This window comes from Streptomyces sp. NPDC091972 (genome assembly GCF_044756385.1).
In the GTDB taxonomy this organism is placed as follows: Bacteria; Actinomycetota; Actinomycetes; order Streptomycetales; family Streptomycetaceae; genus Streptomyces.
In genome coordinates this window covers 373,420-400,124 of the sequence record NZ_JBIVSV010000004.1, presented here as the reverse complement: position 1 = coordinate 400,124, position 26,705 = coordinate 373,420, and the positions used below count along the sequence as shown (strand labels likewise).

At 72.2% G+C, this 26,705-nt stretch carries 21 protein-coding genes; 12 read left to right on the top strand and 9 right to left on the bottom strand.

The features are described from left to right. Positions 1-7 precede the first annotated feature (7 nt). The 5 genes from ACIQJT_RS14360 to ACIQJT_RS14340 form a co-directional block, all read right to left on the bottom strand. On the bottom strand, positions 8-1,510 hold the full coding sequence (locus tag ACIQJT_RS14360; protein ID WP_402643240.1) for a phytoene desaturase family protein: 1,503 nt from the start codon (positions 1,508-1,510) through the stop codon (positions 8-10). Positions 1,511-1,628: 118 nt separating this feature from the next. Further along, a complete protein-coding gene (locus ACIQJT_RS14355) occupies positions 1,629-2,234 on the bottom strand; it encodes a DUF4126 domain-containing protein (RefSeq protein WP_402643238.1) in 606 nt (201 codons plus the stop codon). 386 nt (positions 2,235-2,620) lie between these two features. Then, positions 2,621-3,253 carry a TetR/AcrR family transcriptional regulator gene (locus ACIQJT_RS14350; protein ID WP_053848170.1) on the bottom strand — a complete coding sequence of 211 codons (633 nt, stop codon included), beginning with the start codon at positions 3,251-3,253 and terminating at the stop codon, positions 2,621-2,623. Positions 3,254-3,300: 47 nt separating this feature from the next. Then, the gene (locus ACIQJT_RS14345; protein WP_402643235.1) at positions 3,301-5,385 is read right to left on the bottom strand and encodes a YhgE/Pip family protein; all 2,085 of its coding nucleotides are present in this window, start codon (positions 5,383-5,385) and stop codon (positions 3,301-3,303) included. Further along, positions 5,357-6,112, bottom strand: coding sequence for an ATP-binding cassette domain-containing protein (locus ACIQJT_RS14340; RefSeq protein WP_402643233.1), 756 nt, complete (start codon positions 6,110-6,112; stop codon positions 5,357-5,359). The genes ACIQJT_RS14345 and ACIQJT_RS14340 overlap by 29 nt, the downstream gene beginning before the upstream one ends. A gap of 180 nt (positions 6,113-6,292) precedes the next feature. On the opposite strand from ACIQJT_RS14340, the gene ACIQJT_RS14335 reads away from it, so the two are divergent. From ACIQJT_RS14335 to ACIQJT_RS14325, 3 genes are all read left to right on the top strand, one after another. Further along, positions 6,293-6,865 (top strand): SAV_6107 family HEPN domain-containing protein, encoded by a 573-nt coding sequence (locus tag ACIQJT_RS14335; protein ID WP_365451338.1) that lies wholly within the window; start codon positions 6,293-6,295, stop codon positions 6,863-6,865. 587 nt (positions 6,866-7,452) lie between these two features. Next, positions 7,453-8,223, top strand: coding sequence for a methyltransferase (locus ACIQJT_RS14330; RefSeq protein WP_402643229.1), 771 nt, complete (start codon positions 7,453-7,455; stop codon positions 8,221-8,223). 277 nt (positions 8,224-8,500) lie between these two features. Further along, a complete protein-coding gene (locus ACIQJT_RS14325) occupies positions 8,501-8,896 on the top strand; it encodes a DUF3040 domain-containing protein (RefSeq protein ID WP_053846972.1) in 396 nt (131 codons plus the stop codon). A 103-nt stretch (positions 8,897-8,999) separates the two neighbouring features. On the opposite strand, the gene ACIQJT_RS14320 is transcribed toward ACIQJT_RS14325, so the two are convergent. From ACIQJT_RS14320 to ACIQJT_RS14305, 4 genes are all read right to left on the bottom strand, one after another. Then, positions 9,000-11,408: a DUF3488 and DUF4129 domain-containing transglutaminase family protein gene (locus ACIQJT_RS14320; RefSeq protein ID WP_402643227.1), complete on the bottom strand. Its 2,409-nt coding sequence runs from the start codon at positions 11,406-11,408 to the stop codon at positions 9,000-9,002. Next, positions 11,408-12,769, bottom strand: a complete 1,362-nt coding sequence (locus ACIQJT_RS14315; protein WP_402643224.1) for a DUF58 domain-containing protein — start codon at positions 12,767-12,769, stop codon at positions 11,408-11,410. Before ACIQJT_RS14315 ends, ACIQJT_RS14320 begins: the two co-directional genes overlap by 1 nt. Next, entirely contained in the window at positions 12,769-13,803 is a 1,035-nt protein-coding gene (locus ACIQJT_RS14310) for a MoxR family ATPase (RefSeq protein ID WP_365451346.1), read from the bottom strand. The genes ACIQJT_RS14315 and ACIQJT_RS14310 overlap by 1 nt, the downstream gene beginning before the upstream one ends. Before the next feature lie 238 nt (positions 13,804-14,041). Further along, complete coding sequence (locus ACIQJT_RS14305) at positions 14,042-14,647, bottom strand: beta-class carbonic anhydrase (protein WP_402643222.1); 606 nt, start codon at positions 14,645-14,647, stop codon at positions 14,042-14,044. Between the two features lie 374 nt (positions 14,648-15,021). Between ACIQJT_RS14305 and rsmH the strand changes: the two genes are divergently transcribed. From rsmH to murG, 9 genes are all read left to right on the top strand, one after another. Further along, positions 15,022-15,978, top strand: coding sequence for a 16S rRNA (cytosine(1402)-N(4))-methyltransferase RsmH (gene rsmH, locus ACIQJT_RS14300; protein ID WP_365451348.1), 957 nt, complete (start codon positions 15,022-15,024; stop codon positions 15,976-15,978). A 58-nt stretch (positions 15,979-16,036) separates the two neighbouring features. After that, a complete protein-coding gene (locus ACIQJT_RS14295; protein WP_402643218.1) occupies positions 16,037-16,600 on the top strand; it encodes a hypothetical protein in 564 nt (187 codons plus the stop codon). Positions 16,601-16,605: 5 nt separating this feature from the next. After that, a complete protein-coding gene (locus tag ACIQJT_RS14290; RefSeq protein WP_402643216.1) occupies positions 16,606-18,573 on the top strand; it encodes a peptidoglycan D,D-transpeptidase FtsI family protein in 1,968 nt (655 codons plus the stop codon). A gap of 231 nt (positions 18,574-18,804) precedes the next feature. Continuing rightward, on the top strand, positions 18,805-20,334 hold the full coding sequence (locus ACIQJT_RS14285) for a UDP-N-acetylmuramoyl-L-alanyl-D-glutamate--2,6-diaminopimelate ligase (RefSeq protein ID WP_365451354.1): 1,530 nt from the start codon (positions 18,805-18,807) through the stop codon (positions 20,332-20,334). A 4-nt stretch (positions 20,335-20,338) separates the two neighbouring features. Continuing rightward, a complete protein-coding gene (murF, locus tag ACIQJT_RS14280) occupies positions 20,339-21,739 on the top strand; it encodes a UDP-N-acetylmuramoyl-tripeptide--D-alanyl-D-alanine ligase (protein WP_402643212.1) in 1,401 nt (466 codons plus the stop codon). Next, positions 21,736-22,809 (top strand): phospho-N-acetylmuramoyl-pentapeptide-transferase, encoded by a 1,074-nt coding sequence (gene mraY, locus ACIQJT_RS14275; RefSeq protein ID WP_365451358.1) that lies wholly within the window; start codon positions 21,736-21,738, stop codon positions 22,807-22,809. The genes murF and mraY overlap by 4 nt, the downstream gene beginning before the upstream one ends. Beyond that, complete coding sequence (gene murD, locus ACIQJT_RS14270; protein WP_365451360.1) at positions 22,791-24,209, top strand: UDP-N-acetylmuramoyl-L-alanine--D-glutamate ligase; 1,419 nt, start codon at positions 22,791-22,793, stop codon at positions 24,207-24,209. Before mraY ends, murD begins: the two co-directional genes overlap by 19 nt. A gap of 20 nt (positions 24,210-24,229) precedes the next feature. Continuing rightward, positions 24,230-25,591, top strand: coding sequence for a putative lipid II flippase FtsW (ftsW, locus tag ACIQJT_RS14265; RefSeq protein WP_402643209.1), 1,362 nt, complete (start codon positions 24,230-24,232; stop codon positions 25,589-25,591). 6 nt (positions 25,592-25,597) lie between these two features. Next, complete coding sequence (gene murG, locus ACIQJT_RS14260; RefSeq protein WP_053847329.1) at positions 25,598-26,692, top strand: undecaprenyldiphospho-muramoylpentapeptide beta-N-acetylglucosaminyltransferase; 1,095 nt, start codon at positions 25,598-25,600, stop codon at positions 26,690-26,692. The last annotated feature ends 13 nt before the right edge of the window (positions 26,693-26,705 follow it).

Below are 26,705 nucleotides of genomic sequence, written 5' to 3'. Positions count from 1 at the left end.
GGTTCCCTCACTGGGAACCGCGGAACTCCGGTCCCTCCACGATCAGTCCGGCCACCAGCGCGCCCGACATGCCCGCGTGGGCGAGGCCGCCGCCGGGATGCGACCAGCCCCCGGCCGTGAACAGCCCAGGTACCGCTGTGCTGTTGGACGGGTACAGAGTGCCTTCACCGCCGGCCAGGGCGGGCGGTGGGACGGCTCCGCCCATGGCCCCGGTCTCCCGCTCGGTGTGCACCGGCGTCCGCACCTCGCGCCACAGGATCCGCTCGCGCAGGCCCGGTACCGCCCGCTCGGCGGCGGCCACCATCCGGTCCGCGAAGGCCTCGGCGATCTCCGGTGCGGCCCAGTCGTGTCCCCGTCCGCAGGGCACGGTCGCCGTCAGTACCACGGACTCGTGGTCCGCGTCGGGCCGCAGGGCGGGGTCGTCCGGCCGGTCGACCCGGACCGTCGGCTCGGGCGTCCCCCCGTGCCCGAACAGGTCCAACTCGCCCTCCGGATCCGAGCCGTACACCACTGTGCGGTGCACGGCGTCCGGCTCGCGCGCGCCGCGCAGGGCGAGGCACACCACGACCCGGCCCGGGTGCAGGTCCTCGGCGTCGACAGGGACGTCCTTCGGGCCGTGGAGCTCACGCCCAGGTACGAGTGCGCGCAGCCGCCAGGGGCCGGTGCCGACGACGGTGTCCGCCTCCACCACCGTCCCGCCGGACAGCTCAAGTCCCGCCGCCCGGCCGTCCTTCTCCAGAACGCCCGTCACCTCGGCGCCGAAGTGGAACTCGACCTTGCGCCGGACGCACCGCTCGTACACCGCCCGCGCCAACTCCCGTACGCCGCCCCGGACGTACCAGGTCCCGAAGGCGTGCTCCATGTACGGCAGGACGGCCGCGCTCGCCGGGGCGGTGCCGGGGTCGACGCCGTACGCGAGCGCGTGGCCGTACAGCAGGTCCGCGAGGCGGGGGTCCCGCAGCTCCCAGGCGCCGATCTCGGCCAGGGTGCAGGCCCGCCGGGTGCGCAGCAGCCGCTTGTGCGGCACCGCCGGGTAGGGCTCGCGCATCAGCACCTCCCAGTTGGGCCACAGGGGCTCCTCCAGGAGCGGTCTGCGGGTGCGGTCCCAGGCCTCGCGGGCCCGGACGAGGAAGTCGCCCCAGCGGGCGCCCGCGCCCGTGCCGAGGGCCTCGTCGAGCGCGGCCACCACTCCCGCGCGGGAGGCGTTCGGCAGGGACACCTCGGTGCCGTCCGTGAACACGTGCCGTGACGACGGGTCGACCTGGGCCAGCTCGACGACCGACTCCAGCGGCTCCTTGCCGGTCTTGACGAACAGATCGCGGTAGACCGCGGGAAGCGTGAGCAGCCCCGGCCCGGTGTCGAAGGCGAACCCGTCCCGCTCGAAGCGGCGCACCGCACCGCCGTACGTCTCCGTACGCTCGTACACCGCCACCCGGTGGCCCGCGACGGCCAGCCGGGCAGCGGCCGCCATCGCGCCCATCCCGGCGCCGATCACCGCAATCCGTGCCATGCCTGCGACTTTATCGGCCGCCACTGACAGCTCGGTCCGGGCGGGTCTCACCACGGCGGTGGCCGTGGACTGCCGGGTGCGGGTCCGCGGTGGCACGTCGCGCAGTTCCCCGCATCCCTCAGGTGGGTTCCCGTGCCGCCAGGCGTTTCTCCTCGCGGCGCTGGGCCCTGCGTCTGCGGAACCTGCGGATCCGGGAGATCAGGAAGAACAGCACCACCAGGCCCGCCACCAGCAGGGTGCCCGCGATGATCGCCGCCGCTTCCGGGTGGAACACCGCGAACGTGACGATGCCGGCCACGCCGAGGTCCTCCGCCAGGCTCACGACGATGTTGCTGAAGGGCTCCGGTGAGGTGTTGACGGCCATCCTCGTGCCCGCCTTGACGGCGTGGCTCGCCAGCGCCGTCGAGCCGCCCACCAGGCCCGCGACCACGTCGTCGAGCGAACCGCTCTGCCCCGCGAGCAGCGCCCCGACCCAGGCGCCGGCGACCGGGCGGACCACGGTGTGCACGGAGTCCCACGCCGAGTCGACGTACGGGATCTTGTCGGCCACCGCCTCGCACAGGAACAGCACGCCGGCCACGACGAGGACCTCGGGGCGCTGGAGGGTCTCGGGGACGTCGTCGCTCAGCCCCGTCGCGCCGAACACGCCGAGCAGCAGCACCACCGCGTACGCGTTGACGCCGCTGGCCCAGCCGCTGGTGAACACCAAGGGGAGTACGGACACGGACGCGATCGTAACCAGTCCGCCACAGGCCGTCCTGGGGATGAGCGCGCAAGCCTGAGTATCCGTACCTAGGGGCCGAGATGAGTACGCGCGCGGATGGGCCCCGACCTGCGTGAACGAGAGAGTGGAGGCACGGCGAAGGGGAACGGTTCCGGCACCGGCGACACGGGGCGCCGGAACGGAGCCGCCCCGGACCCGCTCCTTCCGCCGGCCGAGGTCGGCGGGAGCGAGGCACGGGGGAACCCGGAAAGCGGGGGAACGACCGGACGGGGGCCCAACGGGGGGACGGGGGAACACACGGGGGGTACGGGGGAGAAGGCGCCGGTTCGCGGTGGCCCGCGGGGGACGCGGCCACAACGGACCGGCGCTTTCGCGTGTCGGCCGGGTCAGCCCCTGCGCCCGCTCACCCGCCCCTGCAACAGCCGCGACAGCGCCGCGTGCACGTCGTCCAGGGAGCGCTCGGGCTGGAAGGACTGCCAGTCCAGGGCGGCCACCAGGACCATGCCGACCAGGGCGGCGGCGGTCAGCGGGACGTCGATCTCGTCGCTGAACTCGCCGTTCTCGACGCCTTCGCGCAGCACGTCCTCCACGACCGCCACGGCTTGCTGACGGACCACCATGAGCGTGGACTGCCAGGCCCTGTTGGTGCGCCACAGCTCGGCCACGTAGAGCTGGGTGAACGCCGGGTAGCGGTCGATGAAGACGAGACCCGCGCGGATCATCGCGTCCAGGGCGTCCACCTTGCCGCCGCCCGCGCGGGCCGTCGCTTCCGCCGCCTCCCTCAGTGAGGCGGTGAGCAGACCCACGCCGTGCCGCAGCAGCTCCTCGAAGAGGACGGACTTGCTCGCGAAGTTGTAGTAGACCGTGCCCTTCGCGACGCCCGCGCGCTCGGCGATCTCGTCGACCGTGGTGGCGGAGAAGCCCTGCTCGGCGATGAGCGTGACGGCCGCCTCGTAGAGCTTCTGCCGGGTGGCCTCGCGGCGTGTGCTGACGCCCGCCGTGGCGCTGCTGCTTTCCATGGTCCTGATTCTCACAGGCGAGACGGTCCCTGAGGTGGCGGAAGGGCTCACAGGGTCAGCTCCGGGTGCAGCCGGTCGAGCGTCCACACCTGCCGCCGGCGGGCCGAGAGGGCGGTCAGCGCGAGGGCGCCCGCGGTGAAGGCGAGGAGCACCACGCACGCGTGCCACACCGGAGTGAGACCACCGCCCGTGATGAGCCTGCGCAGGGCCTCGACGACGTAGCTCATCGGCAGGAAGGGGTGGAGCGCGTTGAAGAAGCCCGGGCTGGTCTGGACGGGGTAGGTGCCGCCCGCGGACGTGAGCTGGAGCATCAGGAGGGCGAGGACGAGGATCCGGCCCGCCGCCCCGAAGCGCGCGTTCAGCCACTGGACGATCGCCGCGAAGCAGGCCGTCACCAGGAACAGGAAGCCCACGGTCCCGGCCGCCCGCACCATCTGGAGGCCGATCGCCCAGTGCAGCACCGACATCAGGGACACGACCTGGAGCACCCCGATCGCCACCACGGGCAGCCAGCCCGCAAGCGCGATCCGCCAGGGCGCGGCACCGGCGGCGAGGGCACGACGGTTCATCGGAGTGATGAGCATGTACGCCACCATCGCGCCGACCCACAGGGACAGCGGGATGAAGTACGGGGCGAACCCGGTGCCGTAGTTCGGTGCCTTGTGGAGGTCCCTGGAGACCAGTTGAACCGGGTCGGACATCACGTCGGTGCGCCGGTCGCGGTCCTTCTTGTCGTAGTCGGGGATCCGCGAGGCGCCGTCGTGCAGACCGTCGGAGAGCTTCCCGGAGCCGTCGGCGAGCTTGTACATGCCGCCGCTGAGGGTGTCGGCGCCGGTCTTGAGCCTGCCGACGCCCTCGTCCAGGTCCTGTGCGCCGGTCCTCGCGGTGCCGAGGCCGGAGTGCAGCGTCCTGGCGCCCGCGGCGACCTCGGCGGCGCCCTGGTTCAGCTCGTTGATCTTCGCCACGGCCTCGTCGAGGTCCTCGGAGAGGCGGGGCGCCCGGTCGGCGAGGGCCCGCGCCTGCCGCTGGAGGGTGGAGAGCCGGCCGTCGAGCTTCTTGAGGTCGCCGTCCTGGTCGGCGACCAGGACGTTGACGTCGTCGGCGACCCTGGCCACGTCGGCGGCCGCCTGCCGGGCCTTCTTCAGGTCGGCGCAGGCCGGGTCCGGCAGCACCGGGTCCGTGCAGCGGGTCCGGTAGACGGCGTTCAGCGCCTCGGAGGCCCGGTGTGCTCCTTCGGCGGCGGCCGGGGCGGTCCTCACCAGGGTGTCGAGGTTGTGGCGCACGGCCCCGGCCGAGTCGGCGACGAGCCGCGCGGTGTCGCCGATGGTCTTCTCGTTCTCCGCCAGGAAGGGGCGCGCCTTGTCCGCGACCCCGTTGACCTTGTCGGCGAGGCTCTGGGTGCCGGCGGCGACCTGCCGGGCGCCGTCCGCGAGGTCGCCGGAGCCGGTGTCGAGCTTCGCCAGCCCGTCGGCGAGCCTGCCGCTGCCCGCGCGGGCCTGCTCCAGGCCCGCGGCGAGGTCCTGGGACCCCTTCTCGGCCTTGCCGATGCCGCCTTCCAGGTCGTCGGCCCCGTTCGCGGCCTTGACCGTGGCGCCGTGGATGTCGGAGAAGGAGATGAAGATCCGGTCCAGGAAGGACCGCGACGCCTTGGTGGACGCGGCCTGGCGCACCTCGGCGAAGACCGTCCGGGAGATCTGCCCGACGATGTAGTTGTTGGAGTCGTTCGTACGGACCTGGAGGGCGCCGGTCTCGGGGGAGTCGCCCGCGCTGGAGGCGATCCGCCGGCTGAAGTCGGCCGGCATGGTGAGCGACAGGTAGTAGGTGCCGTCCTCGACGCCCTCGCGCGCCTCGGCGGAGTCGACCTCGTGCCAGTCGAAGGTGTCGCTCTCGCGCAGCCCCTTGGTGAGGTCGTCGCCCGCGTGCAGTTGCCTGCCGTCGGCGGTGGCGCCCTTGTCGTCGTTCACCAGGGCGACGGGGATGCGGTCCAGGCGGCCGTACGGGTCCCAGAAGGACCACAGGTACAGGGCGCCGTACAGCAAGGGCAGCACGAGCAGGGCCACCAGGGCCGCGCGCGGCAGTTTCCCCCTGCCGAAGCGGCGCAGCTCAAGCGCGGCCAGTCTCGGCGAACGCATCGGTCGTCTCCTCACTGGTCTCGTCCGTCCCGGCCTCCGGCCGCGTGGACACGGTCACGGCGTCCTCCGGGGCCTCGCTGCACACCGCCACGACCGTGGTCCCGGCCGCGGCGAGGGACCTGAGGAGCGCCCAGGCCTCGGTGCGTTCGGCGTCCGACAGCTTCAGGTCGAGGTCGTCGACGGCGAGCAGCCGGGGCCGGCCGATCAGCGCCAGGGCGATCGACAGCCGCAGGGCTTCCAGGCGTTCCAGATCGCGTACGGCGGTCCGCGCCCCCTTGGGCAGCGCCTCCCGGTCGAGCCCGGCGGCCGCCAGCGCGGTGTCGATCCGCAGCCTCGCCGCGGCCGCCCGCTCCTCGCGCGGCCGCAGCAGGGCGCGCACCGAGTCGCCGAACCGGCTCTGCAACAGCGCCCGTTCGCGCAGGTGCTCCCCGACGGTCAGGGCCGGGTCGAGGTCGGTGACCCCGGCGACGTGCGCCGGTGCGCTGAACCGGCGCACCGCCGCGAGCTGCTTCGGCAGTCGGGCCCCGCCCACGGTCGCCGTCCCCTCGGTGGCCTTCATCCGCCCGGTCAGCGCGAGCAGCAGGCTCGTACGACCGGACCCCGAGGGTCCCGTCACGGCGATCAACGCGCCGGGCTCCGCGGTGAGGTCGATCCCGCGGAACGCCCAGCCGCGAGGCCCCTTCAGGCCGAACCCCTCGGCCGTGACAGCGACTCCGTCCACGGCCACCCCCTGATCTTCTTGAATCGCGAACTTTTTGAACTGACTGGTCAGTGCAAAAAGTAACCCGAACCTTCGATCGAAGCAAAAGCCCAGGTCAGAACGGATTGTCAGTGGCATACCTCACGATGGGCACATACGGCACTCCGTAGCGGGAGCTGCCGTCAACCAGACGACAGGAGGTTCGTCATGGCCAGCTACCACGCAGCCGCCGCCCGTCGGCGCCGCGCCACCGGCCCTGCCCCCTCACTGACCGGCCCGGCGAGCGACGTGCACCCCGTGCTGCGCCGGGCGACGGCCCCGCCCGCCGCCCTCGACCTGCTCGCCCAGGCCCGCGCCGGCCTGGACGAGGCCTCGGCGCTGGAGACGCCGAACGAGCGCTATGCCACCGCCCACCTCGCGGCCCTGCGCACCGCGGCCGCCGTGCTCGCCGCGCGGGGGCGCCCGGAGCCCACGCCCCGACGCCGCGCCAAGATCCGGAGCGCCTGGGAAGTGCTCCCCGAGATCGCGCCCGAGCTCACCGAGTGGAGCGCGCTGTTCGCCTCCGGGGCCCGGCGTCGCGCCCGGGCCGAGGCGGGCATCCAGGGTGCGGCCAGCCGCCGGGACGCGGACGACCTCATACGCGACGTGGCGATGTTCCTGCGCCTCGTCGAGCGGATGCTGGTGCTCCAGCCGGTCCTGCCACAGCCGCGCCAGGACGCGGACCAGCCGGAGGACGACGGCCGCGCCGACCGCGGCCGTGACTTCCCGGACGCGGGCTGAGCGGCCCGACGGACGGGGTGATCCGCACCCGGTACCGGGCCGCCGCGACGGCTCGGGCACCGACCCGCAGGGGAGTGCGCAGGCCGGTCCGCGGAGGGCGACGGTTCGGCACGGGCTCCCTCGGCAGAGGGCAAGGGGAGCGGGCCGCGCAGGGCGGTCCGGCGAGGGGGAAGATGCCGCGACGGAGGGGGCTCGACGGAGGGGACACTAGGGCCGGCCCGGACGGGCGAAGGTGCCCGACCGAAGAGGCACGGGGACCGGTTCGCGCGAGGGGCCCTGAAACGGGCGTAGGCGCCTCGGCAGGGAACACGGCGGCCCGTCCGTGCAAGGGCGGTTCTGCCAGGCGACGGCGTCTCGTCGCCCCGGCCCGCCCCGGCCGCACGCAGGCGGCGCCGCCCCGGGCCCGCCTCAGCCGCCTCGCTCCAGGACCCCGCCCGTGGCCGGCGCACCGCGATGACCGGCCGTGGCCTCGGAGGCAATAGGGTGGGGAGCGCCTGAAGCTTCCCCGTCCACGCCCCCCGGGCCGGGGACGCGCCCCGATCGCTCCGCCGTGCAACAGGCGGTGCCGCGCCGAGGAGTCAACTGTCGTGTCGGACCCGCTGCGACCCCGCGCCTCCCTCCGTACCGCCGTGGTCTGGGAGGTCCTCCAGGACGCCCTCGACCGCCGGGTCAAGGCCACGGGACGCCAGGCGCTGGACGTCCTCGACACCGGAGGCGGCAGCGGCAACTTCGCGGTGCCCGTCGCCCGCCTCGGCCACCAGGTCACCGTCGTCGACCCCAGCCCCAACGCGCTGTTCGCCCTGGAGCGCCGTGCCGCCGAGGCCGGAGTCGCCGACCGGGTGCGGGGCGTCCAGGGAGACGCCCACGGCCTCTTCGAGGTGGCAGAGCGCGGCGCCTACGACGTGGTGCTGTGCCACGGCGTCCTGGAGTACGTCGACGACCCGGCCGAGGGCATGCGCAACGTGGTGGCCGCCCTGCGCCCCGAGGGCGTCCTCAGCCTGCTCGCCGCCGGTCTCGGCGGTGCCGTGCTCGCGCGGGCCCTCGCCGGCCACTTCAAGGAGGCCCGGCAGGCCCTCGACGACCCGAACGGCCGCTGGGGCGACGGCGACCCCGTCCCGCGCCGCTTCACCGCCGACCAGCTCACCGCGCTCGTCGAGGGCGCGGGTCTCACCGTGGGCGCCGTGCACGGCGTACGGGTCTTCGCCGACCTCGTGCCCGGCGTGCTCGTGGACACCGAGCCCGGCGCCCTGGAGGCCCTGCTGAAGCTGGAGGAGGCGGCGGCCGAGCTGGCCGCCTTCCACTCCGTGGCCACGCAGCTCCATGTGCTGGGTAAGACACGAGAGACCGCAGGGGCCTGAGCCGCCTCCTGCGCCGGAGTGCTGATCAGGTACTTGACGGCACATGGAGTACGCCACAGCCCCCCCGATCGCGCCCTCAGCGCCGTATGATCGAGGGAGACCGCCCGGCATGACGGGACGGCCGCTGGGGAATGACAAGATTCAGCAGCCGGAGCGTTCATGGCGGAATCCGGTTGGCCAATTGGCGCAGAGGGGCGGGTTTCACGGGGGCGATTCCCTGCCTATCCTGAAGGGACCCCCCGAGTCGCCCCGGCGACTGCACGATGAGGAGGACTCCGTGCCGCTCTCGGAGCACGAGCAGCGCATGCTCGAGCAGATGGAGCGAGCGCTGTACGCCGAAGATCCCAAGTTCGCGTCGGCGCTCGAGGGAAGCGGGCTGCGTACGTACACCCGGCGGCGGGTCTACCAGGCGGTCGCCGGCTTCCTCGTGGGTATCGCGCTCCTCATGGCCGGTATGGTCGCCAAGCAGGTGTGGCTCAGCGTGGTGGGCTTCCTCGTCATGCTGGGGTGCGCGGTGCTCGCCGTGACCGGTTGGCGCAAGGCCCCCAAGCCGGGCGAGCAGCCCGCCGCGGGCGCCCCGCACGCCCGTCGCCAGGGACGCCAGAAGCGCTCGATGATGGACCGGATCGAGCAGCGCTGGCAGAAGCGCCGCGACGAGCAGGGCGGCCAGTAGCAGCGCAGCTCCTACAGACGTTCTGAGGGGGTGAGCACCCGACTGGGTGCTCACCCCCTCACGTATGTCCTCGAGCCGCCGCCGCTTGCCGGGGCGGCGCCTTTCAGCCTTCCTGACCGGACGGCTTGCGCAGCGTCGGCCGGGCCGCCGCCACGCGGGTCCTGACCCCCGCCCACCACTCCGAGACCGCCCACATCGTCCTCGCGGTGGAACGCGGGGCGATCAGCGCACGCACCCGCGTGGTCCGGCTGACCGAACCGCGCAGCCCGCCGATCACCCGGTGGACGTCCTGCACGAGGCCGGCCGTCAGCCGGGGCCGCGGCGCGTAGAGCACCTGCTCCACGGCGTCCGCCACCCGGTGCACCGAGGCCGCGACCGCCGGATCGAGGTGCCCGAGCCGTACGATCCGCGCGGCCGCCTTGCGCGGGGTCTGCGAGTCCTCCGGCGGGATCCCGAAGTCCCACGCCGTGTCGGTCAGCTCCTGCCAGACCGCCAGGGTGTGCGCGGCGGCGTCCGCGTCACTGCGGCCGTGCCCGCCCAGACGTACCGAACGGGTCCGCAGCCGCCACAGCATCGGCGCCAGCGGGACCGAGAGCACGGCCACCCCGACGAGCAGCCAGAACAACAGCTTCAGATACCACCAGGGGCCTTGTACGGCCCACCAGGGGCCACCGCCGCCCTTGGCCGCCGCGGCCGCCGGGGAGGCGCTGTCGCACGCCTCCAGCTTCCGCAACTGCGGCGCGCAGCTCTCGCTCGCGGAAGGCGAGGCGGACGGCGCCGTGGACGTCCCCGCGGAGGGCCGTGCCACACCGGGGTCCACACTGCCGCCGGCGTCCGGGATGGTGTACGAGGGCACCGTGCCCCGGGTCGGGGTGGGCTCGAAGCGGGTCCATCCCACCCCCTCGAAGTACAGCTCGGGCCAGGCGTGGGCGTCCTTGAGCCCCACCGACACCGAGCCGTCCGCCTGCGGGGTGCCCGGCGCGAAGCCCACCGCGACCCGGGCCGGAATCCCCAGGGAGCGGGCCATCGCCGCCATGGCGAAGGAGAAGTGGACGCAGAAGCCCTGCTTGTCCCGGAGGAAGTTGGCGATGGCGTTGGGCCCGTCGCCGACCTCCACCTGGGTGTCGTACTCGAAGCCGCCGTTGATCGCGAAGTAGTCCTGGAGGTCGACCGCCTGCTCGTAGGGGTTCTGCGCGCCCGCGGTGACCTCACGGGCGGTCTTGGCCACCACCGCCGGCAGCGAGTCGGGCAGGTCGGTGTACTCGCGCTCGATGGCCGGGGGCGCGGCCGGTGCCGCGGCGAGCTGCTCGGCCGTCGGCTCCACGTCCAGGCTCTTGACGTCGTACGTCAGCCCGCGCGTGTTCTGCCCGTGGTCGCCGACGAGCGCCATGCCCTCGGGCTCGTAGCGCCAGTTGCCGCGGACCTGGACGCCACTGGGCGGGTACGGCATGGGCAGATAGCTCTGCTCGTACCAGTTCGCCGCCGAGATGGTCGTCTCCACCTCGGTGCGCCGGACGTCGGGGCCGAGGCCGATCGGAGTGGGGAAGTCCTTCGGCACGGCGCCGATGGACCGCTTGGACGGCTTCCAGGTCCGGCCGTCGAAGTCGTCCAGGGAGACGATCCGCAGGTACAGGTCGGCGGTGTCGTTGCTCTGCGTGCGCACGGACAGGACCTGGCGGTCCTCGTCGACGTTCAGGCTGTCGCGCAGCGAGAGCAGCGGGTTCACCGCGGAGATCGTGCCCCCGCTGCCGTTGCCGGCGCCCACGCCCGCCCCGGTGGCGTCCAGGAGGCCGCCGTTCATCGAGGGCAGGGTGGCCGACACCACGAGGGCGATGCCGAGGCTCGCCACCCCGATCCGGCGGCCGGTGCGCACCGGCGCCACCGGGCCGGAGTCGGCGCCCGGGGAACGCGGCGCCCCGCCGAAGACCCGGCCCCACTGCGAGAGCCGGTCGCGTCCCTCGGCCAGGAGCAGCATCAGATAGCCGATCGCCGCGACCAGGAACCAGAACCAGTCGCCGTGGCCCTCCGACAGCCCCGCCGCGACGGAGTACAGAGCGAGCAGCGGCAGACCCGCCGGGGCCGCGCTGCGGAAGGTCACCGCGAGGGTGTCCACGACGAGTCCGACGATCAGGACACCGCCGAAGACCATCAGCTTGATGCCCTCGGAAGCCAGGGGCGCCGGGATCGCGTACCGCGCGATGTCGTCGCCGCCCTGCCGGAGCAGGTCCCCGAAGTGCACGAAGGCGTCCGGGCCGGGGACCAGCCCCAGGAAGGCCTGGTCGCGGGCGAAGATCAGGGTCAGCATCATCAGCGTGACGAGCGCCTGGACCGCCACCGTCAGCGGACGGGCCAGCGGGATCCGCCGGGTCGCCGCACCCACCACCGTCTGCACCCCGAGCAGGAAGGCGGCCTGCACGATCCAGGTGACCGGCTCCACCAGCGGCAGCAGGGCGCACGCGGCCATCAGCGTGGCCGCCCACGCGCACAGCGCCAGTCGTCCCCGGCCGCTCATCACGATGCCTCCCCGGCGGTACCGACGCCCGTGCGCTCGCGGTCCGCGAGGCGCCACAGCGCCTCCAGCGAGGCGCCCCGCGGCACGCCCAGTGCCGTCCAGCCCGCCTCGCGCAGCATCCGCAGGCGTTCCTCGCGCTCCTCCAGCGCGCCGGGCACGTCGGTGGGTTCCCGTACCCAGAGCTCGCTGTCGAGGACGAACGCGAGCGCGCCCCCGCTGCGCCGGCGCATCTTGGCGACCACCGTGGCCTGCTCCTCGTCGAGGTCGCCGAAGAAGGCCACCAGCAGTCCCTCGTTCCCGCGGCGCAGCACGTCGTAGGCGCGCGACAGGCCCGTGCCGTCGGAGTGGTCGATCACCGCGAGGGTGTCCATCATCAGCCCGGCCGCGTCCGCCGTACCCTGGCTCGCCCCCGCGAAGCCGTCGGCGCCCTCGCCGGGCACGGAGTTGCCGGTGTCCGTCAACAGCCTTACGGAGAAGCCCCGTTCGAGCATGTGGACCAGGACGGAGGCGGCGCCCGAGACAGCCCACTCGAAGGCCGAGTCCGGGCCCGCGCCCGCGAAGGCGAGGCCCCGGGTGTCCAGCAGCACCGTGCAGCGGGCGCGCTGGGGCTGCTCCTCGCGACGGACCATCAGCTCGCCGTAGCGGGCGGTGGAGCGCCAGTGGACCCGGCGCAGGTCGTCGCCGTAGCGGTAGCCGCGCGGGATGACGTCGTCCTCGCCGGCCAGGGCCAGCGAGCGCTGGCGTCCCTCGCCGTAGCCCTTGGCCTCGCCGCTGAGCCGCACCGGGGGCAGCGCCTCCACGCGCGGGATCACGGTGAGGGTGTCGTACGTCGAGAAGGAGCGGGTCAGCTCGCACATGCCGAACGGGTCGGTCAGGCGGAGCTGGAGGGGGCCCAGGGGGTAGCGGCCGCGCAGGTCGGAGCGGACCCGGTAGGAGACCTCGCGGCGGCCGCCCGGCTCCACGCGGTCGAGCACGAAGCGGGGGCGCGGGCCGAGGACGTAGGGGACCCGGTCCTGGAGCATCAGCAGGCCGGTGGGCAGACGGGAGACGTTGTCCATCCGCAGGTGGACCCGGGCCTCGCTGCCGGCGGGCACGCGCGCGGGGGAGAGCCTGCGGCTGCCCGCGACCCGGTAGCGGGTGCGGTAGAGGACGGTGGCGCACACCAGGGGCAGCGCGGCCAGCAGCAGGCCGACGCGCAGCAGGTCGGACTGGCCGAGGACGTAGGCGCAGACGGCCGCGGCGATGCCCGCGGCGAAGAAGGAGCGGCCCCTGGTGGTCAGACCGGCCAGTGCCGTGCGGATCCCGCCCTTGTCGCCCCGGTCGGCCTCGGGGCCGCCGGCCGAGGGCACCCCGCCGGACATCACAGGCTCCGCGGCGGCTGCTGCGGATACGCGGGCGCGGTGCGGCCGATCCCGAGGCCGCCCTGCTGGGGGGCGGCGGGGACCGGGGTGCGCTGGAGGATCTCCTGCACGACCTGTTCCGCGGTGCGGCGGTTGAGCTGCGCCTGGGCGGTGGGCAGCAGACGGTGGGCGAGGACGGCCACGGCGAGCGCCTGGATGTCGTCCGGCAGGGCGAACTCGCGGCCGCTGAGGGCGGCGGAGGCCTTGGCGGCGCGCAGCAGGTGCAGGGTCGCGCGCGGGGAGGCCCCGAGTCTGAGGTCGGGGTGGGTGCGCGTGGCGGCGACCAGGTCGACGGCGTACCGCCGGACCGTCTCGGCGACGTGGACGCCGCGGACGGCCTCGATGAGCTTCACGATGTCGTGCGCGTGGGCCACCGGCTGGAGGTCCTCCAGAGGGCTCACCCCGCCGTGGACGTCGAGCATCTGGAGCTCGGCCTCAGCGCTCGGGTAGCCCACCGAGACCCGGACCATGAAACGGTCGCGCTGGGCCTCGGGCAGCGGGTAGGTGCCCTCCATCTCGACCGGGTTCTGCGTGGCGACCACCATGAACGGGCTGGGTAGCTCGTAGGTCTGCCCGTCGATGGTGACCTGGCGCTCCTCCATCGACTCCAGGAGCGCGGACTGGGTCTTCGGCGAGGCACGGTTGATCTCGTCGCCGATCACGATCTGGGCGAAGATCGCACCCGGCTTGAACTCGAAGTCCCTGCGCTGCTGGTCCCAGATGGACACGCCCGTGATGTCCGAGGGCAGCAGGTCGGGTGTGAACTGGATGCGGCGCACCGAGCAGTCGATGGACCGCGCCAGCGCCTTGGCCAGCATGGTCTTGCCGACGCCGGGGACATCCTCGATCAGAAGATGTCCCTCGGCGAGCAGCACGGTCAGCGAAAGCCGGACGACCTCGGGCTTCCCCTCGATCACGCCCTCCACCGAACTGCGTACCCGCTCCACAACGGCGGTCAGATCAGTGAGGCTCGCTCGATCGTCATAGGTGGTCACCCGGCCCTCCTCGGCCCGAAACTTTCCGGGCCGACGCTCTGTGATGCGTAACCGGCCCACCCCGAATCACGGACACCACGCGTGAAAAGTTCCGCGTGACGCCCCACCCGCATTCTTGCTGCCGTTACCGATTCGTGTCACTCGACTGTGGACAACTGGCTGCACTATGTCCGGCCTGGGGTGTTTTGGGTACCCCGAGCACCGAAATCAACAGCGAAACGACAGCTGCGGCGGATCCTTACGCCGGGTCGACCTCGCGCAGCAGGCCCGTCTTCACGTCGAACACGAACCCGCGGACGTCGTCGGTGTGCAGCAGGAAGGGAGAGGTGCGCACCCGCTGCATGGACTGCCGTACGTCCTGGTCGACGTCGCGGAAGGCCTCCACGGCCCACGCGGGGCGCTGGCCGACCTCCATCTCCAGTTCGGTGCGGAAGTCCTCGGTGATCGCCTCCAGGCCGCAGCCCGTGTGGTGGATGAGGACGATGCTGCGGGTGCCGAGCTTGCGCTGGCTGATGGTGAGGGAGCGGATCACGTCGTCGGTGACCACACCGCCCGCGTTGCGGATGGTGTGGCAGTCGCCGAGCTCGAGACCGAGCGCGGCGTGCAGGTCGAGACGGGCGTCCATGCAGGCCACGACGGCGACGTGCAGGACCGGGCGGGCGTCCATCCCGGGGTCGGTGAACGCGGCGGCGTACCGCTGGTTGGCGTTGACCAGGCGGTCGGTGACACCGCCGTCGCGGGATATGGCGCCTTCGGTGGGAACGGATGCGGAAGTCGTCATAACCATGACGTTACTGGTCACCGCCGCCGCGGTCCTGCCGTGAGATGGGAAAAAGAGCGTCATCACGTCCTGTGTGTGAGGTACCCCACAAGAGGACCGGGTGCGCCCGAACGGGTGTTTTCGGTCCTTTTCGAGCGTCGGCCTCGCGCCGCCGCGCGACGCGCAGGCCGGTTGATTGACCGCGAGACACCGTGGACTAAAGTGACGCGAAGCGGGAGGCGAGGCTTCCCTGCTGACATTTCCCGGAGGCCCCGGCTCACGCCCGGACGGTCTCCCCACGTGCGCGGCGCGTACGTACGGCTCGGCCTCCTCCCGCTCCCGGTCGGCTGACGCTTCCGGCGCCGGCAGGCCTCCCCTTCACTGGGGTCCACCAGCCTGCTGGGGGAGGGCGGGGACCCGGCGGTGCGTACGGCCCGCGCCGGACCTGAGAGGGCCCCTTGAGCCAGAGTCGACACGTCCCGGTGATGCTCCAGCGGTGCCTGGACCTGTTGGCCCCCGCGCTCGAGCGGCCCGGATCGGTGGTCGTCGACTGCACGCTCGGTCTCGGCGGCCACAGCGAGGCCCTGCTCCAGCGGTTCCCGGAGGTCCGGCTCGTCGCCCTCGACCGCGACAAGGAGGCCCTGCGCCTGTCCGGGGAGCGGCTCGCGTCCTTCGGCGAGCGCGCCACCCTCGTCCACGCCGTCTACGACGAGCTCCCGGACGTCCTCGACAGGCTCGGCATCGCGCGCGTGCAGGGCGTCCTCTTCGACCTCGGCGTCTCCTCCATGCAGCTCGACGAGGCCGACCGCGGCTTCGCCTACGCCCAGGACGCCCCGCTCGACATGCGCATGGACCAGACGACCGGCATGAGCGCGGCCGAGGTCCTCAACACCTACCCGGCGGGCGAACTCGTCCGGATCCTGCGGGCCTACGGCGAGGAGAAGCAGGCCAAGCGGATCGTGTCCGCGATCGTGCGCGAGCGCGAGAAGGAGCCGTTCGCCAACAGCGCGCGGCTCGTCGAGCTGATCCGGGACTCCCTGCCGCAGGCCGCCAAGCGCACCGGCGGCAACCCCGCCAAGCGCACCTTCCAGGCGCTGCGCATCGAGGTCAACGGCGAACTCTCCGTCCTGGAGCGGGCGATCCCGGCCGCGGTCGGGGCACTCGCGGTGGGCGGCCGGATCGTCGTGCTGTCGTACCACTCGCTGGAGGACCGGCTGGTCAAGCAGGTCTTCGCGGCCGGCGCCGCCAGCACCGCCCCGCCCGGACTGCCCGTCGTCCCCGAGCAGTACCAGCCGCGGCTCAAGCTGCTCACGCGCGGTGCCGAACTTCCCACCGAGGAAGAGATCGCCGAGAACCGGCGGGCCGCACCGGCGCGTTGCAGAGGCGCCGAGCGAATCAGGGAGTCCATCGAATGATGCGTGAGGCGCGTGAGCCGCGTCCGTGGGTGGGGAAACCGGACTCGCTGGAGGGTGCGTGAGCAGGAAACCCGAACTGAGGGGGAGGGCGGCCCGACTCGCGCGTCTCCTCCCCGGCACGGCGAGCCCCGGACAGGCGGCCCGCACCCCCTTCGTGCTCCTCGTGGTCCTCCTGCTCGGCGGCGGTCTCATCGGGCTGCTGGTGCTGAACTCCGCGGTGAGCGAGGGGTCGTTCAAGCTGGCCGACCTCCAGAAGGACACCAAGGGCCTCACCGACGAGCAGCAGGCCCTGCAACGGGACATCGACGCCTACTCCGCGCCCGACGCCCTGGTGCGGCGCGCCCGTGAACTCGGCATGGTGCCCGGCGGCGACCCGGCCTTCCTCGACCCCGACGGCACCGTCAAGGGCGTCCCGTCCCCCGCCGGGGCCGCCGAACCGCTGTCCTACCGCATGCCGCTCGTCCTCGCGCCCGAGGCGTTCGACGGCACGGCCGTCCCGACGCCGACGGCCAGCCCCACCCCGGCCGAGGACGTCGTACAGACCCCCGAGACCGTCGAACAGGTTCCCGAGACCCTCCCCTCGGACGTCCCGCTCCCCACGACCCCGACCCCCGGCAGGTGACGGAAGTGTCCGACGACTTCGGCAGGCAGCAGCCGCGCCGCCGCGTGCCGGGACCCGCGCGCCCCGAGCGCTCCGCCGGCCGACCGCGCCCGAACCCCGGCGCCCGCCCGGCCCGCCGCCCGTCCGCGCCCCGCCAGGCGGCCCCCAAGACCATCCGCCTGGGCAGCCCCCGCCCCCGGCTGCGCCTGGTCGGGGTCGCGCTGACGCTGGTGCTGGCCGCCTTCGTCGTACGACTGCTCCAGGTGCAGGCCGTCGACGCGAGCACGTACGCCGCCAAGGCCGAGCAGAACCGGTACGTCGGCTACACGCTCGCCGCCGAGCGCGGCGGGATCACCGACCGCGACGGCGTGGCCCTCGCCACCAGCGAGGACGCGTACGACATCACGGCCGACCCCACGCTGTTCACCCGCAAGGAGCTCAGGATCGACGACGGTCCCGAGCAGGCCGCCGCGCTGCTCGCCCCGATCCTGGGGCAGGAGCAGGAGACGATCGTCAAGAAGCTGCGGCCCAAGGACAGGAAGCTCCGTTACGTCCTGCTCGCCAACCGGCAGACCCCGCAGGTCTGGAAGCAGATCAAGGACCTGAAGTCCGCGCTCGCCACCAAGAGCGAGACCGACCCGGGCACGGCCAACGTCCTCGCGGGCGTCCTGTCCGTGCCGACGACCAAGCGCGTGTACCCGAACGGCGACCTCGCCGCCGGGATACTGGGCTGGGTCAACGCCGACGGCAAGGGCGGCGGCGGTGTCGAACAGCAGCTCAACTCCCTGCTGGCCGGCAAGGACGGCAAGGTCCGCTACGCCCAGGCCGGCGGGCGTCAGGTGCCCACCGTGGGCTCCACCGAGACCCCCGCGGTGCCCGGCAGCGACGTCGAGCTCACCATCGACCGCGACATCCAGTGGGCCGCCCAGCAGGCCATCACCGACCAGGTGAAGGAGTCCAAGGCGGACCGCGGGTACGTGATAGTGCAGGACACGCGGACCGGCCAGGTGCTGGCCATGGCCAACTCGCCGGGCTTCGACCCGAACGACCTGTCGAAGGCGAGCTCGGTGAACATGGGCAACGCGGCCCTCCAGGACGCCTACGAGCCCGGTTCCACCGCCAAGGTCATGTCGATGGCCGCCGTGCTGGAACAGGGCGTGGCGACCCCGCTCACGCATGTGATCGTGCCCAACCGGCTGCACCGCGGCGACCGGCTCTTCAAGGACGACATCGACCACGAGACCTGGTACCTCACGCTCAACGGCGTGCTCGCCAAGTCCAGCAACATCGGCACCATCCTGGCCACCGGACAGCTCGGCAAGACCCAGGCGCAGGCCAACCAGGTCCTCTACTCCTACCTGCGCAAGTTCGGCCTCGGCCGCTACTCCGGGCTCGACTTCCCCGGCGAGACCCCGGGCATCCTGGCCAAGCCGGCGGACTGGTCGACCTCGCAGCAGTACACGATTCCTTTCGGCCAGGGCGTGTCCCTCAACGCCATGCAGGCCGCGTCCGTCTACTCGACGATCGCCAACGGCGGCGTCCGGGTCGAACCCACGCTCGTGCGCGGCACCAGGGGGCCCGACGGACGCTTCACACCCGCCGCGAAGCCCAAGGAGACAAGGGTCGTCAGCGCCAGGACGGCCAGGACGCTGGCCCAGATGCTGGAGTCGGTGGTGGACGACGAGGAGGGCACCGGCACCAAGGCGCGCATCCCCGGCTACCGGGTCGCGGGCAAGACCGGCACCGCCAACCGTGTGGATCCGGCCACCGGCAAGTACAAGGGCTACACGTCGTCGTTCGCCGGCTTCGCGCCCGCCGACAAGCCCCGGATCACGGTCTACTGCGCCATCCAGAACGCCACCAGCGGCAGCTACTTCGGCGGCCAGATCTGCGGACCCGTCTACAAGCAGGTCATGGAGTTCGCCCTGAAGACCCTCCAGGTCCCGCCCACGGGAGCGAAGGCCGCGAAGCTGCCCGTGACCTACACGCCCTGACCATCGGGGCGCCCCACCCGCAGGCGGCCCCGGCACACCGTCGGCAGCCCGGCAGCACACCGTCAGCACCTCGGAAAGGCCACCAGGAACCACCTCGTGACGACGATCACCTCCGATTCCGGGAACCAGGGCGGCCACCGCCCCTCACTTCGCTCCGAGGCGGGTGCGCCCGGTACGCTCACCGCCGTGCCACACGCTGATCAGTCCCAAACCACCCAGAAGGGCGCACCCGTGACCCATCCGGGACCGCCCAGGCCGGTCCAGGTCTCCGCCACACCCCTCGCGGAGCTCGCCGGCCAACTGGGTGCCGCCGCGCCGGAGGCATCGAAGGAGCCGGCCGAGATCACGGGCATCACCCATGACTCGCGCGCCGTCCGCCCCGGCGACCTGTACGCCGCCCTGCCCGGAGCCCGTCTGCACGGCGCCGACTTCGTCACCCAGGCCGTCGGCCTCGGCGCGGCCGCGGTGCTGACCGATCCGACGGGCGCCGAGCGGGCCGCCGCGACCGGGCTCCCGGTTCTGGTCGTCGAGGACCCACGCGCACGCATGGGCGAACTGGCGGCCACGATCTACGGCCACCCCGGCGACGACCTGCTCCAGATCGGGATCACCGGCACCTCCGGCAAGACCACCACCGCCTACCTCGTCGAGGGCGGTCTGAAGGGGGTCAGGTCCACCGGCCTGATCGGCACCGTCGAGATGCGCATCGGCGACGAGCGCATCAAGTCCGAGCGCACCACGCCCGAAGCCACCGACCTCCAGGCCCTGTTCGCGGTCATGCGCGAGCGCGGTGTCGAGGCGGTCGCCATGGAGGTCTCCAGCCACGCGCTGGTCCTCGGCCGGGTCGACGGCTGCGTCTTCGACATCGGCGTCTTCACCAACCTCAGCCCGGAGCACATGGAGTTCCACTCCGACATGGAGGACTACTTCCGGGCCAAGGCGCAGCTCTTCACGCCGAAACGCAGCCGTCTCGGCGTCGTCAACCTCGACGACGAGTACGGCCGCAGGCTCGTCAAGGAGGCCACGGTCCCGGTCGTCACCTACTCCGCCGAGGGCCACCCCGACGCCGACTGGCGTGCCGAGGACGTCGAAGTCGGGCCCATGGACTCGACGTTCACCGTGATCGGTCCCAAGGGCGAGCGGATCGCCGCCCGGTCGCCGCTCGCGGGTCCCTTCAACGTGGCGAACACCCTCGCCGCGATCGTCGCCCTCGCCGCGGCCGGCCTCGACCCGCAGACCGCCGCCGACGGCGTCGCCGCGGTGCCGGGGGTGCCGGGCCGCCTGGAGCGCGTGGACGCCGGGCAGCCCTACCTCGCGGTCGTGGACTACGCCCACAAGACCGACGCGGTCGAGTCGGTGCTCAAGGCGCTCCGCAAGGTCACCGAGGGCAAGGTGCACGTCGTGCTCGGCTGCGGCGGCGACCGCGACAGGACCAAGCGCGGGCCCATGGGCGCGGCCGCGGCCCGTCTGGCCGACACCGCAGTACTGACCTCCGACAACCCCCGCTCCGAGGACCCGCTCGCGATCCTCGCCACCATGCTCGAGGGCGCGGCGTCCGTACCGGCGCACGAGCGCGGCGAGGTCCAGGTCTTCGAGGACCGGGCCGCCGCGATCGCCGCGGCCGTGGCCCGCGCGCAGCCCGGTGACACCGTGCTGGTCGCGGGCAAGGGCCACGAGCAGGGCCAGGACATCGCCGGGGTGGTCCGTCCCTTCGACGACCGCCAGGTGCTTCGAGAAGCCATCCAGAAGACCCAGGGATGAACTTGTGATCGCCCTCTCTCTCGCCGAGATCGCCTCAGTCGTCGGCGGGCAGACGCACGACATACCGGATCCGTCGGCGCAGGTGCACGGGCCCGTCGTCATCGACTCCCGGCAGGTGGCGGACGGCAGTCTGTTCGCCGCCTTCGTGGGGGAGCGCGTCGACGGCCACGACTACGCCGAACAGGCCTTCCGGGCGGGCGCGGTGGCCGTGCTGGCCCAGCGCCCCGTCGGCGTGCCCGCGATCGTCGTCGAGGACGTCCAGACGGCACTCGGCGCCCTCGCGCGTCATGTCGTACGACGGCTCGGCGCGACTCTCGTCGGGCTCACCGGCTCGGCCGGCAAGACCAGCACCAAGGACCTCATCGCGCAGGTGCTCCAGCGCAAGGCCCCGACGGTGTTCACGCCCGGCTCGCTCAACAACGAGATCGGGCTGCCGCTGACCGCGCTCACCGCCACCGAGGAGACGAGGTTCCTCGTCCTGGAGATGGGCGCCCGCGGGATCGGCCACATCCGCTACCTCACGGATCTGACGCCCCCGAAGATCGGTCTCGTCCTGAACGTCGGCAGCGCCCACATCGGCGAGTTCGGCGGCCGCGAGCAGATCGCGCAGGCCAAGGGCGAACTCGTGGAGGCCCTCCCGGAGGACGGCACCGCGGTGCTCAACGCCGACGATCCGCTCGTACGGGCCATGGCGTCCCGTACGAAGGCGAAGGTGCTCCTTTTCGGAGAGTCCGACGAAGCGGACGTTCGCGCCGAGAACGTGCGACTCACGGACACCGGACAGCCCGCCTTCAGCCTTCGCACACCCTCCGGTGCAAGCGAAGTGACCATGCGCCTGTACGGTGAGCACCACGTGTCGAACGCGCTCGCCGCGGCCGCCGTCGCCCATGAGCTGGGCATGTCCGCAACCGAGATCGCCACCGCGCTCTCCGAGGCGGGCTCCCTCTCCCGCTGGCGTATGGAGGTCACCGAGCGCCCGGACGGCGTGACCATCGTCAACGACGCCTACAACGCGAACCCCGAGTCCATGCGGGCCGCTCTGCGCGCGCTCGCGGCCATGGGCAAGGGGCGGCGGACCTGGGCGGTGCTCGGCAAGATGGCCGAGCTCGGGGACGAGGCGCTCGCCGAGCACGACGCGGTCGGACGGCTCGCCGTCCGGCTCAATGTCGGCAAGCTCGTCGCGGTCGGGGGCAGGGAAGCGTCCTGGCTGCAACTGGGCGCATATAACGAGGGTTCGTGGGGTGAGGAGTCGGTGCACGTGTCCGACGCACAGGCGGCGGTCGACCTGCTGCGCAGTGAGTTGCGCCCGGGAGACGTCGTCCTCGTGAAGGCGTCCCGGTCGGTCGGCCTGGAGAGCGTCGCCCAGGCGCTGCTCGACGCCGAGGGTGAGGTTTCCGCCCGATGATGAAGCAGATCCTGTTCTCAGGAGTCATCGGCCTCTTTCTGACCCTGGTCGGCACCCCGCTGCTGATCAAGCTGCTCGCGCGCAAGGGTTACGGCCAGTACATCCGCGACGACGGCCCGCGTGAGCACGCCAGCAAGCGCGGTACGCCCACGATGGGCGGTATCGCCTTCATCCTGGCGACCGTCGTCGCCTACTTCCTGTCCAAGATCATCACCGGCTACCCGCCCACCTACTCGGGCCTGCTGGTGCTCGGCCTGATGTGCGGCATGGGCCTGGTCGGCTTCCTCGACGACTACATCAAGATCGTCAAGCGGCGGTCGCTGGGTCTGCGGGCCAAGGCGAAGATGGCGGGCCAGCTCATCGTCGGCATCGGCTTCGCGGTGCTGGCCCTGATGTTCCCGGACGCCCGCGGCAACACCCCGGCCTCCACCAAGCTGTCGTTCATCACGGACTTCGGCTGGAAGATCGGCCCGATCCTGTTCGTGGTCTGGGCGTTGTTCATGATCCTCGCGATGTCGAACGGCGTGAACCTCACCGACGGCCTGGACGGCCTCGCCACCGGCGCCTCGGTCCTCGTCTTCGGCGCCTACACCTTCATCGGCGTCTGGCAGTTCCAGGAGTCCTGCGCCAACTCGGGCACCCTGACCAACCCGAACGCCTGCTACGAGGTGCGCGATCCGCTCGACCTCGCGGTGATCGCCTCCGCGCTGATGGGTGCCTGCCTCGGCTTCCTGTGGTGGAACACCTCGCCGGCCAAGATCTTCATGGGCGACACCGGTTCGCTCGCCCTCGGCGGTGTCCTCACCGGTCTCGCGATCCTGTCCCGCACCGAGCTCCTGGTCGCCATCATGGGCGGTCTGTTCGTCCTCATCACCATGTCGGTGGTCATCCAGGTCGGCTCCTTCCGGCTCACCGGGAAGCGCGTCTTCCGCATGGCACCGCTCCAGCACCACTTCGAACTCAAGGGCTGGTCCGAAGTCCTCGTGGTGGTCCGTTTCTGGATCATCCAGGGCATCTGTGTCATCGTCGGCCTGGGTCTCTTCTACGCGGGATGGGCAGCAGAGAAGTGATCGACCTGCAGGGTACGCACGTCACCGTCGCCGGGCTCGGTGTCTCCGGCATCCCGGCGGCCAAGGTGCTGCACGCGCGCGGGGCGCACGTCACGGTCGTCAACGACGGCGACGACGCACGCGCGCGTGAGCAGGCCGCCGAGCTGGAGGCACTGGGCGTCACCGTGCGCCTCGGCGACGGTGCGACCCTGCCCGAGGGCACCGAGCTCGTCGTCACCGCCCCGGGCTGGAAGCCGGACAAGCCGCTCTTCACGGCGGCCCGTGCGGCCGGCGTCGAGATCTGGGGCGACGTGGAACTCGCCTGGCGGCTGCGCGGCCCCGACGCGGCCCCCTGGCTCGCCATCACCGGCACCAACGGCAAGACGACCACCACCCAGATGCTGGCGTCGATCCTGAAGGCCGCGGGGCTGCGCACGGCCGCCGTCGGCAACATCGGCGTCTCCGTCCTGGACGCGGTGCTCGGCGACGAGCAGTACGACGTCCTGGCCGTGGAGTTGTCGAGCTATCAGCTCCACTGGGCGCCCTCGCTGCGCGCCCACTCCGCCGCCGTGCTCAACCTCGCCCCCGACCATCTCGACTGGCACGGCTCCATGGAGGCGTACGCCGCCGACAAGGGCCGTGTCTACGAGGGCAATCGGGTCGCCTGCGTCTACAACGTCGCCGACAAGGCCACCGAGGACCTGGTGCGCGAGGCGGACGTCGAGGAGGGCTGCCGGGCCGTCGGCTTCACCCTCGGCACCCCGGGCCCCTCCCAACTCGGCGTCGTCGAGGGCATCCTGGTCGACCGGGCCTTCGTGGAGGACCGGCACAGGAACGCCCAGGAGCTCGCCGAGGTCTCCGACGTCAACCCGCCCGCCCCGCACAACATCGCCAACGCCCTTGCCGCCGCGGCCCTCGCACGGGCATTCGGGGTGCCGGCAAGGGCCGTACGGGACGGACTGCGGGACTTCACCCCGGACGCGCACCGCATCGCCCACGTGGCAGACGTCGGCGGGGTCGCCTACGTCGACGACTCCAAGGCCACCAACACCCACGCCGCGGAAGCCTCGTTGGCGGCCTACGAGTCGATCGTGTGGATCGCGGGCGGGCTCGCCAAGGGCGCCACCTTCGACGAACTGGTCGCCAAGTCGGCGAAGCGGCTGCGCGGGGCCGTGCTCATCGGCCAGGACCGCGCGCTGATCCGTGAAGCCCTCGCGCGACACGCCCCGGAAGTACCCGTGGTGGACCTCGACCGGACCGACACTGGGGCGATGCTCGCGGCTGTCCAGGAGGCCTCACGCCTCGCCGTCGCAGGTGACACGGTGCTGCTGGCCCCGGCCTGTGCCTCGATGGACATGTTCGCCAACTACAACAAGCGCGGTGACGCGTTCGCGGAGGCGGTTCGCGAACTCGGCTCCTGACCGACGTAGCGGAGGCGTTGATGCCCAGTAGCCGTACCGGCAGGCCGCCCGTGCAGCGGGCATCCCGGCGCCCCGCCGTTCCCCGGCCCTCGCCCGAGAACGCCGTACAGCGGCTCTACACGCGCGCGCGGAAGGCCTGGGACCGGCCGCTGACCGCGTACTACCTGATCCTCGGCGGCAGCCTGCTGATCACCGTGCTCGGTCTGGTGATGGTGTACTCGGCCTCCCAGATCACCGCCCTGCAGATGTCGCTGCCGGGATCCTTCTTCTTCCGCAAGCAGTTCCTGGCCGCCGTCATCGGGACCGTCCTGCTGCTGGTGGCCTCCCGGATGCCGGTCAAGCTGCACCGGGCCCTCGCCTACCCGATCCTCGCGGGCGCGGTCTTCCTGATGGCCCTGGTGCAGGTGCCGGGGATAGGGATGTCGGTCAACGGCAACCAGAACTGGATCTCGCTCGGCGGCTCCTTCCAGATCCAGCCCAGCGAGTTCGGCAAGCTCGCGCTCGTGCTGTGGGCGGCCGACCTGCTCGCCCGCAAGCAGGACAAGAAGCTGCTGACCCAGTGGAAGCACATGCTGGTGCCGCTCGTCCCGGTCGCCTTCCTGCTGCTCGGGCTGATCATGCTCGGCGGCGACATGGGCACCGCGATCATCCTGACGGCGATCCTGTTCGGCCTGCTGTGGCTCGCGGGGGCCCCGACCCGGCTGTTCGTCGGGGTGCTGTCGGTCGCCGCGTTCATCGGGTTCGTCCTCATCAAGACGAGCCCCAACCGCATGGCCCGGCTCGCCTGCATCGGCGCCACCGAGCCCAAGGCGGGGGCCGCCGACTGCTGGCAGGCCGTGCACGGCATCTACGCCCTCGCCTCCGGCGGGATCTTCGGCTCCGGGCTCGGTGCGAGTGTGGAAAAATGGGGCCAACTACCCGAAGCCCACACCGACTTCATCTTCGCCGTCACCGGTGAGGAACTGGGCCTGGCGGGGACGCTGTCGGTACTCGCTCTCTTCGCGGCTCTAGGCTATGCGGGTATCCGCGTGGCCGGACGCACGGAGGACCCCTTCGTGAGGTATGCCGCGGGAGGCGTGACCACCTGGATCACCGCTCAGGCGGTGATCAACATCGGTGCGGTGCTCGGTCTGCTGCCGATCGCCGGCGTCCCGCTCCCGCTGTTCTCCTACGGAGGGTCCGCCCTGCTGCCGACCATGTTCGCCATCGGGCTGCTGATCGCGTTCGCGCGTGACGATCCCGCTGCGCGGATGGCGCTTTCGATGCGGCAACCCCGCTTTGGTAGAAAGCGGGCGGGAGGCGCCGTGCCGGCACGGGGGCCTCGGAGATGGAACACGATGCGACGGCGCGCCCCAACGGCGCGCTCGTCCGGAGAGCGGTGAATTTCGGTGCATGTCGTACTCGCCGGCGGGGGGACCGCCGGCCACATCGAGCCCGCGCTCGCCCTCGCGGACGCCCTGCGCAGGCAGGACCCGACCGTGGGGATCACGGCCCTGGGCACGGAACGCGGCCTGGAGACCAAGCTCGTCCCGCAGCGCGGCTACGAGCTGGCGCTCATCCCGGCCGTCCCGCTGCCCCGTAAGCCCACCCCCGAGCTGATCACCGTCCCGGGACGGCTGCGCGGCACGATCAAGGCCACCGAGCAGATCCTGGAGCGCACCAAGGCCGACGCCGTCGTCGGCTTCGGCGGCTACGTGGCGCTGCCCGGCTACCTCGCCGCCAAGCGCCTCGGGGTGCCGATCGTGATCCACGAGGCGAACGCCCGCCCCGGCCTCGCCAACAAGATCGGCTCCCGGTACGCCGCCCAGGTCGCCGTCGCGACGCCGGACAGCAAGCTGCGCAACTCCCGGTACATCGGCATCCCGCTGCGCCACACCATCGCCACCCTGGACCGGGCCGCCGCCCGCCCCGAGGCCCGCGCGATGTTCGGCCTCGACCCCAACCTGCCGACGCTGCTGGTCTCCGGCGGCTCGCAGGGCGCCCGGCGCCTCAACGAGGTCGTCCAGCAGGTCGCGCCCTGGCTCCAGCAGGCCGGGATCCAGATCCTGCACGCGGTCGGTCCGAAGAACGAACTGCCGCACGTGCAGCAGATGCCGGGAATGCCCCCATACATCCCGGTAAGTTACCTGGACCGGATGGACCTCGCGTACGCCGCGGCCGACATGATGCTCTGCCGCGCGGGCGCGATGACCGTCGCCGAACTCTCCGCCGTCGGGCTCCCGGCCGCCTACGTCCCGCTGCCCATCGGCAACGGCGAACAGCGGCTGAACGCCCAGCCGGTGGTCAAGGCCGGCGGCGGACTGCTGGTCGACGACGCGGAACTGACGCCCGACTGGGTACGGGCGAACGTCCTGCCCGTGCTCGCCGATCCGCACCGGCTGTACGAGATGTCCCGCGCCGCCGCCGAGTTCGGCCGCCGGGACGCCGACGACCTGCTCGTCGGCATGGTGTACGAGGCGATCGCCTCGCACCGACGCCAGTAGCCAGGAAGAGGGA

What these genes read in the sequence shown, in the direction of transcription:
- ACIQJT_RS14360 (WP_402643240.1), bottom strand. Translation starts at nt 1,510, where the DNA reads ATGGCACGGATTGCGGTGATCGGCGCCGGGATGGGCGCGATGGCGGCC.
- ACIQJT_RS14350 (WP_053848170.1), bottom strand. Translation starts at nt 3,253, where the DNA reads ATGGAAAGCAGCAGCGCCACGGCGGGCGTCAGCACACGCCGCGAGGCC.
- ACIQJT_RS14345 (WP_402643235.1), bottom strand. Translation starts at nt 5,385, where the DNA reads ATGCGTTCGCCGAGACTGGCCGCGCTTGAGCTGCGCCGCTTCGGCAGG.
- ACIQJT_RS14335 (WP_365451338.1), top strand. Translation starts at nt 6,293, where the DNA reads ATGGCCAGCTACCACGCAGCCGCCGCCCGTCGGCGCCGCGCCACCGGC.
- ACIQJT_RS14320 (WP_402643227.1), bottom strand. Translation starts at nt 11,408, where the DNA reads ATGAGCGGCCGGGGACGACTGGCGCTGTGCGCGTGGGCGGCCACGCTG.
- ACIQJT_RS14315 (WP_402643224.1), bottom strand. Translation starts at nt 12,769, where the DNA reads ATGTCCGGCGGGGTGCCCTCGGCCGGCGGCCCCGAGGCCGACCGGGGC.
- ACIQJT_RS14305 (WP_402643222.1), bottom strand. Translation starts at nt 14,647, where the DNA reads ATGACGCTCTTTTTCCCATCTCACGGCAGGACCGCGGCGGCGGTGACC.
- mraY (WP_365451358.1), top strand. Translation starts at nt 21,736, where the DNA reads ATGATGAAGCAGATCCTGTTCTCAGGAGTCATCGGCCTCTTTCTGACC.
- murD (WP_365451360.1), top strand. Translation starts at nt 22,791, where the DNA reads ATGGGCAGCAGAGAAGTGATCGACCTGCAGGGTACGCACGTCACCGTC.
- ftsW (WP_402643209.1), top strand. Translation starts at nt 24,230, where the DNA reads ATGCCCAGTAGCCGTACCGGCAGGCCGCCCGTGCAGCGGGCATCCCGG.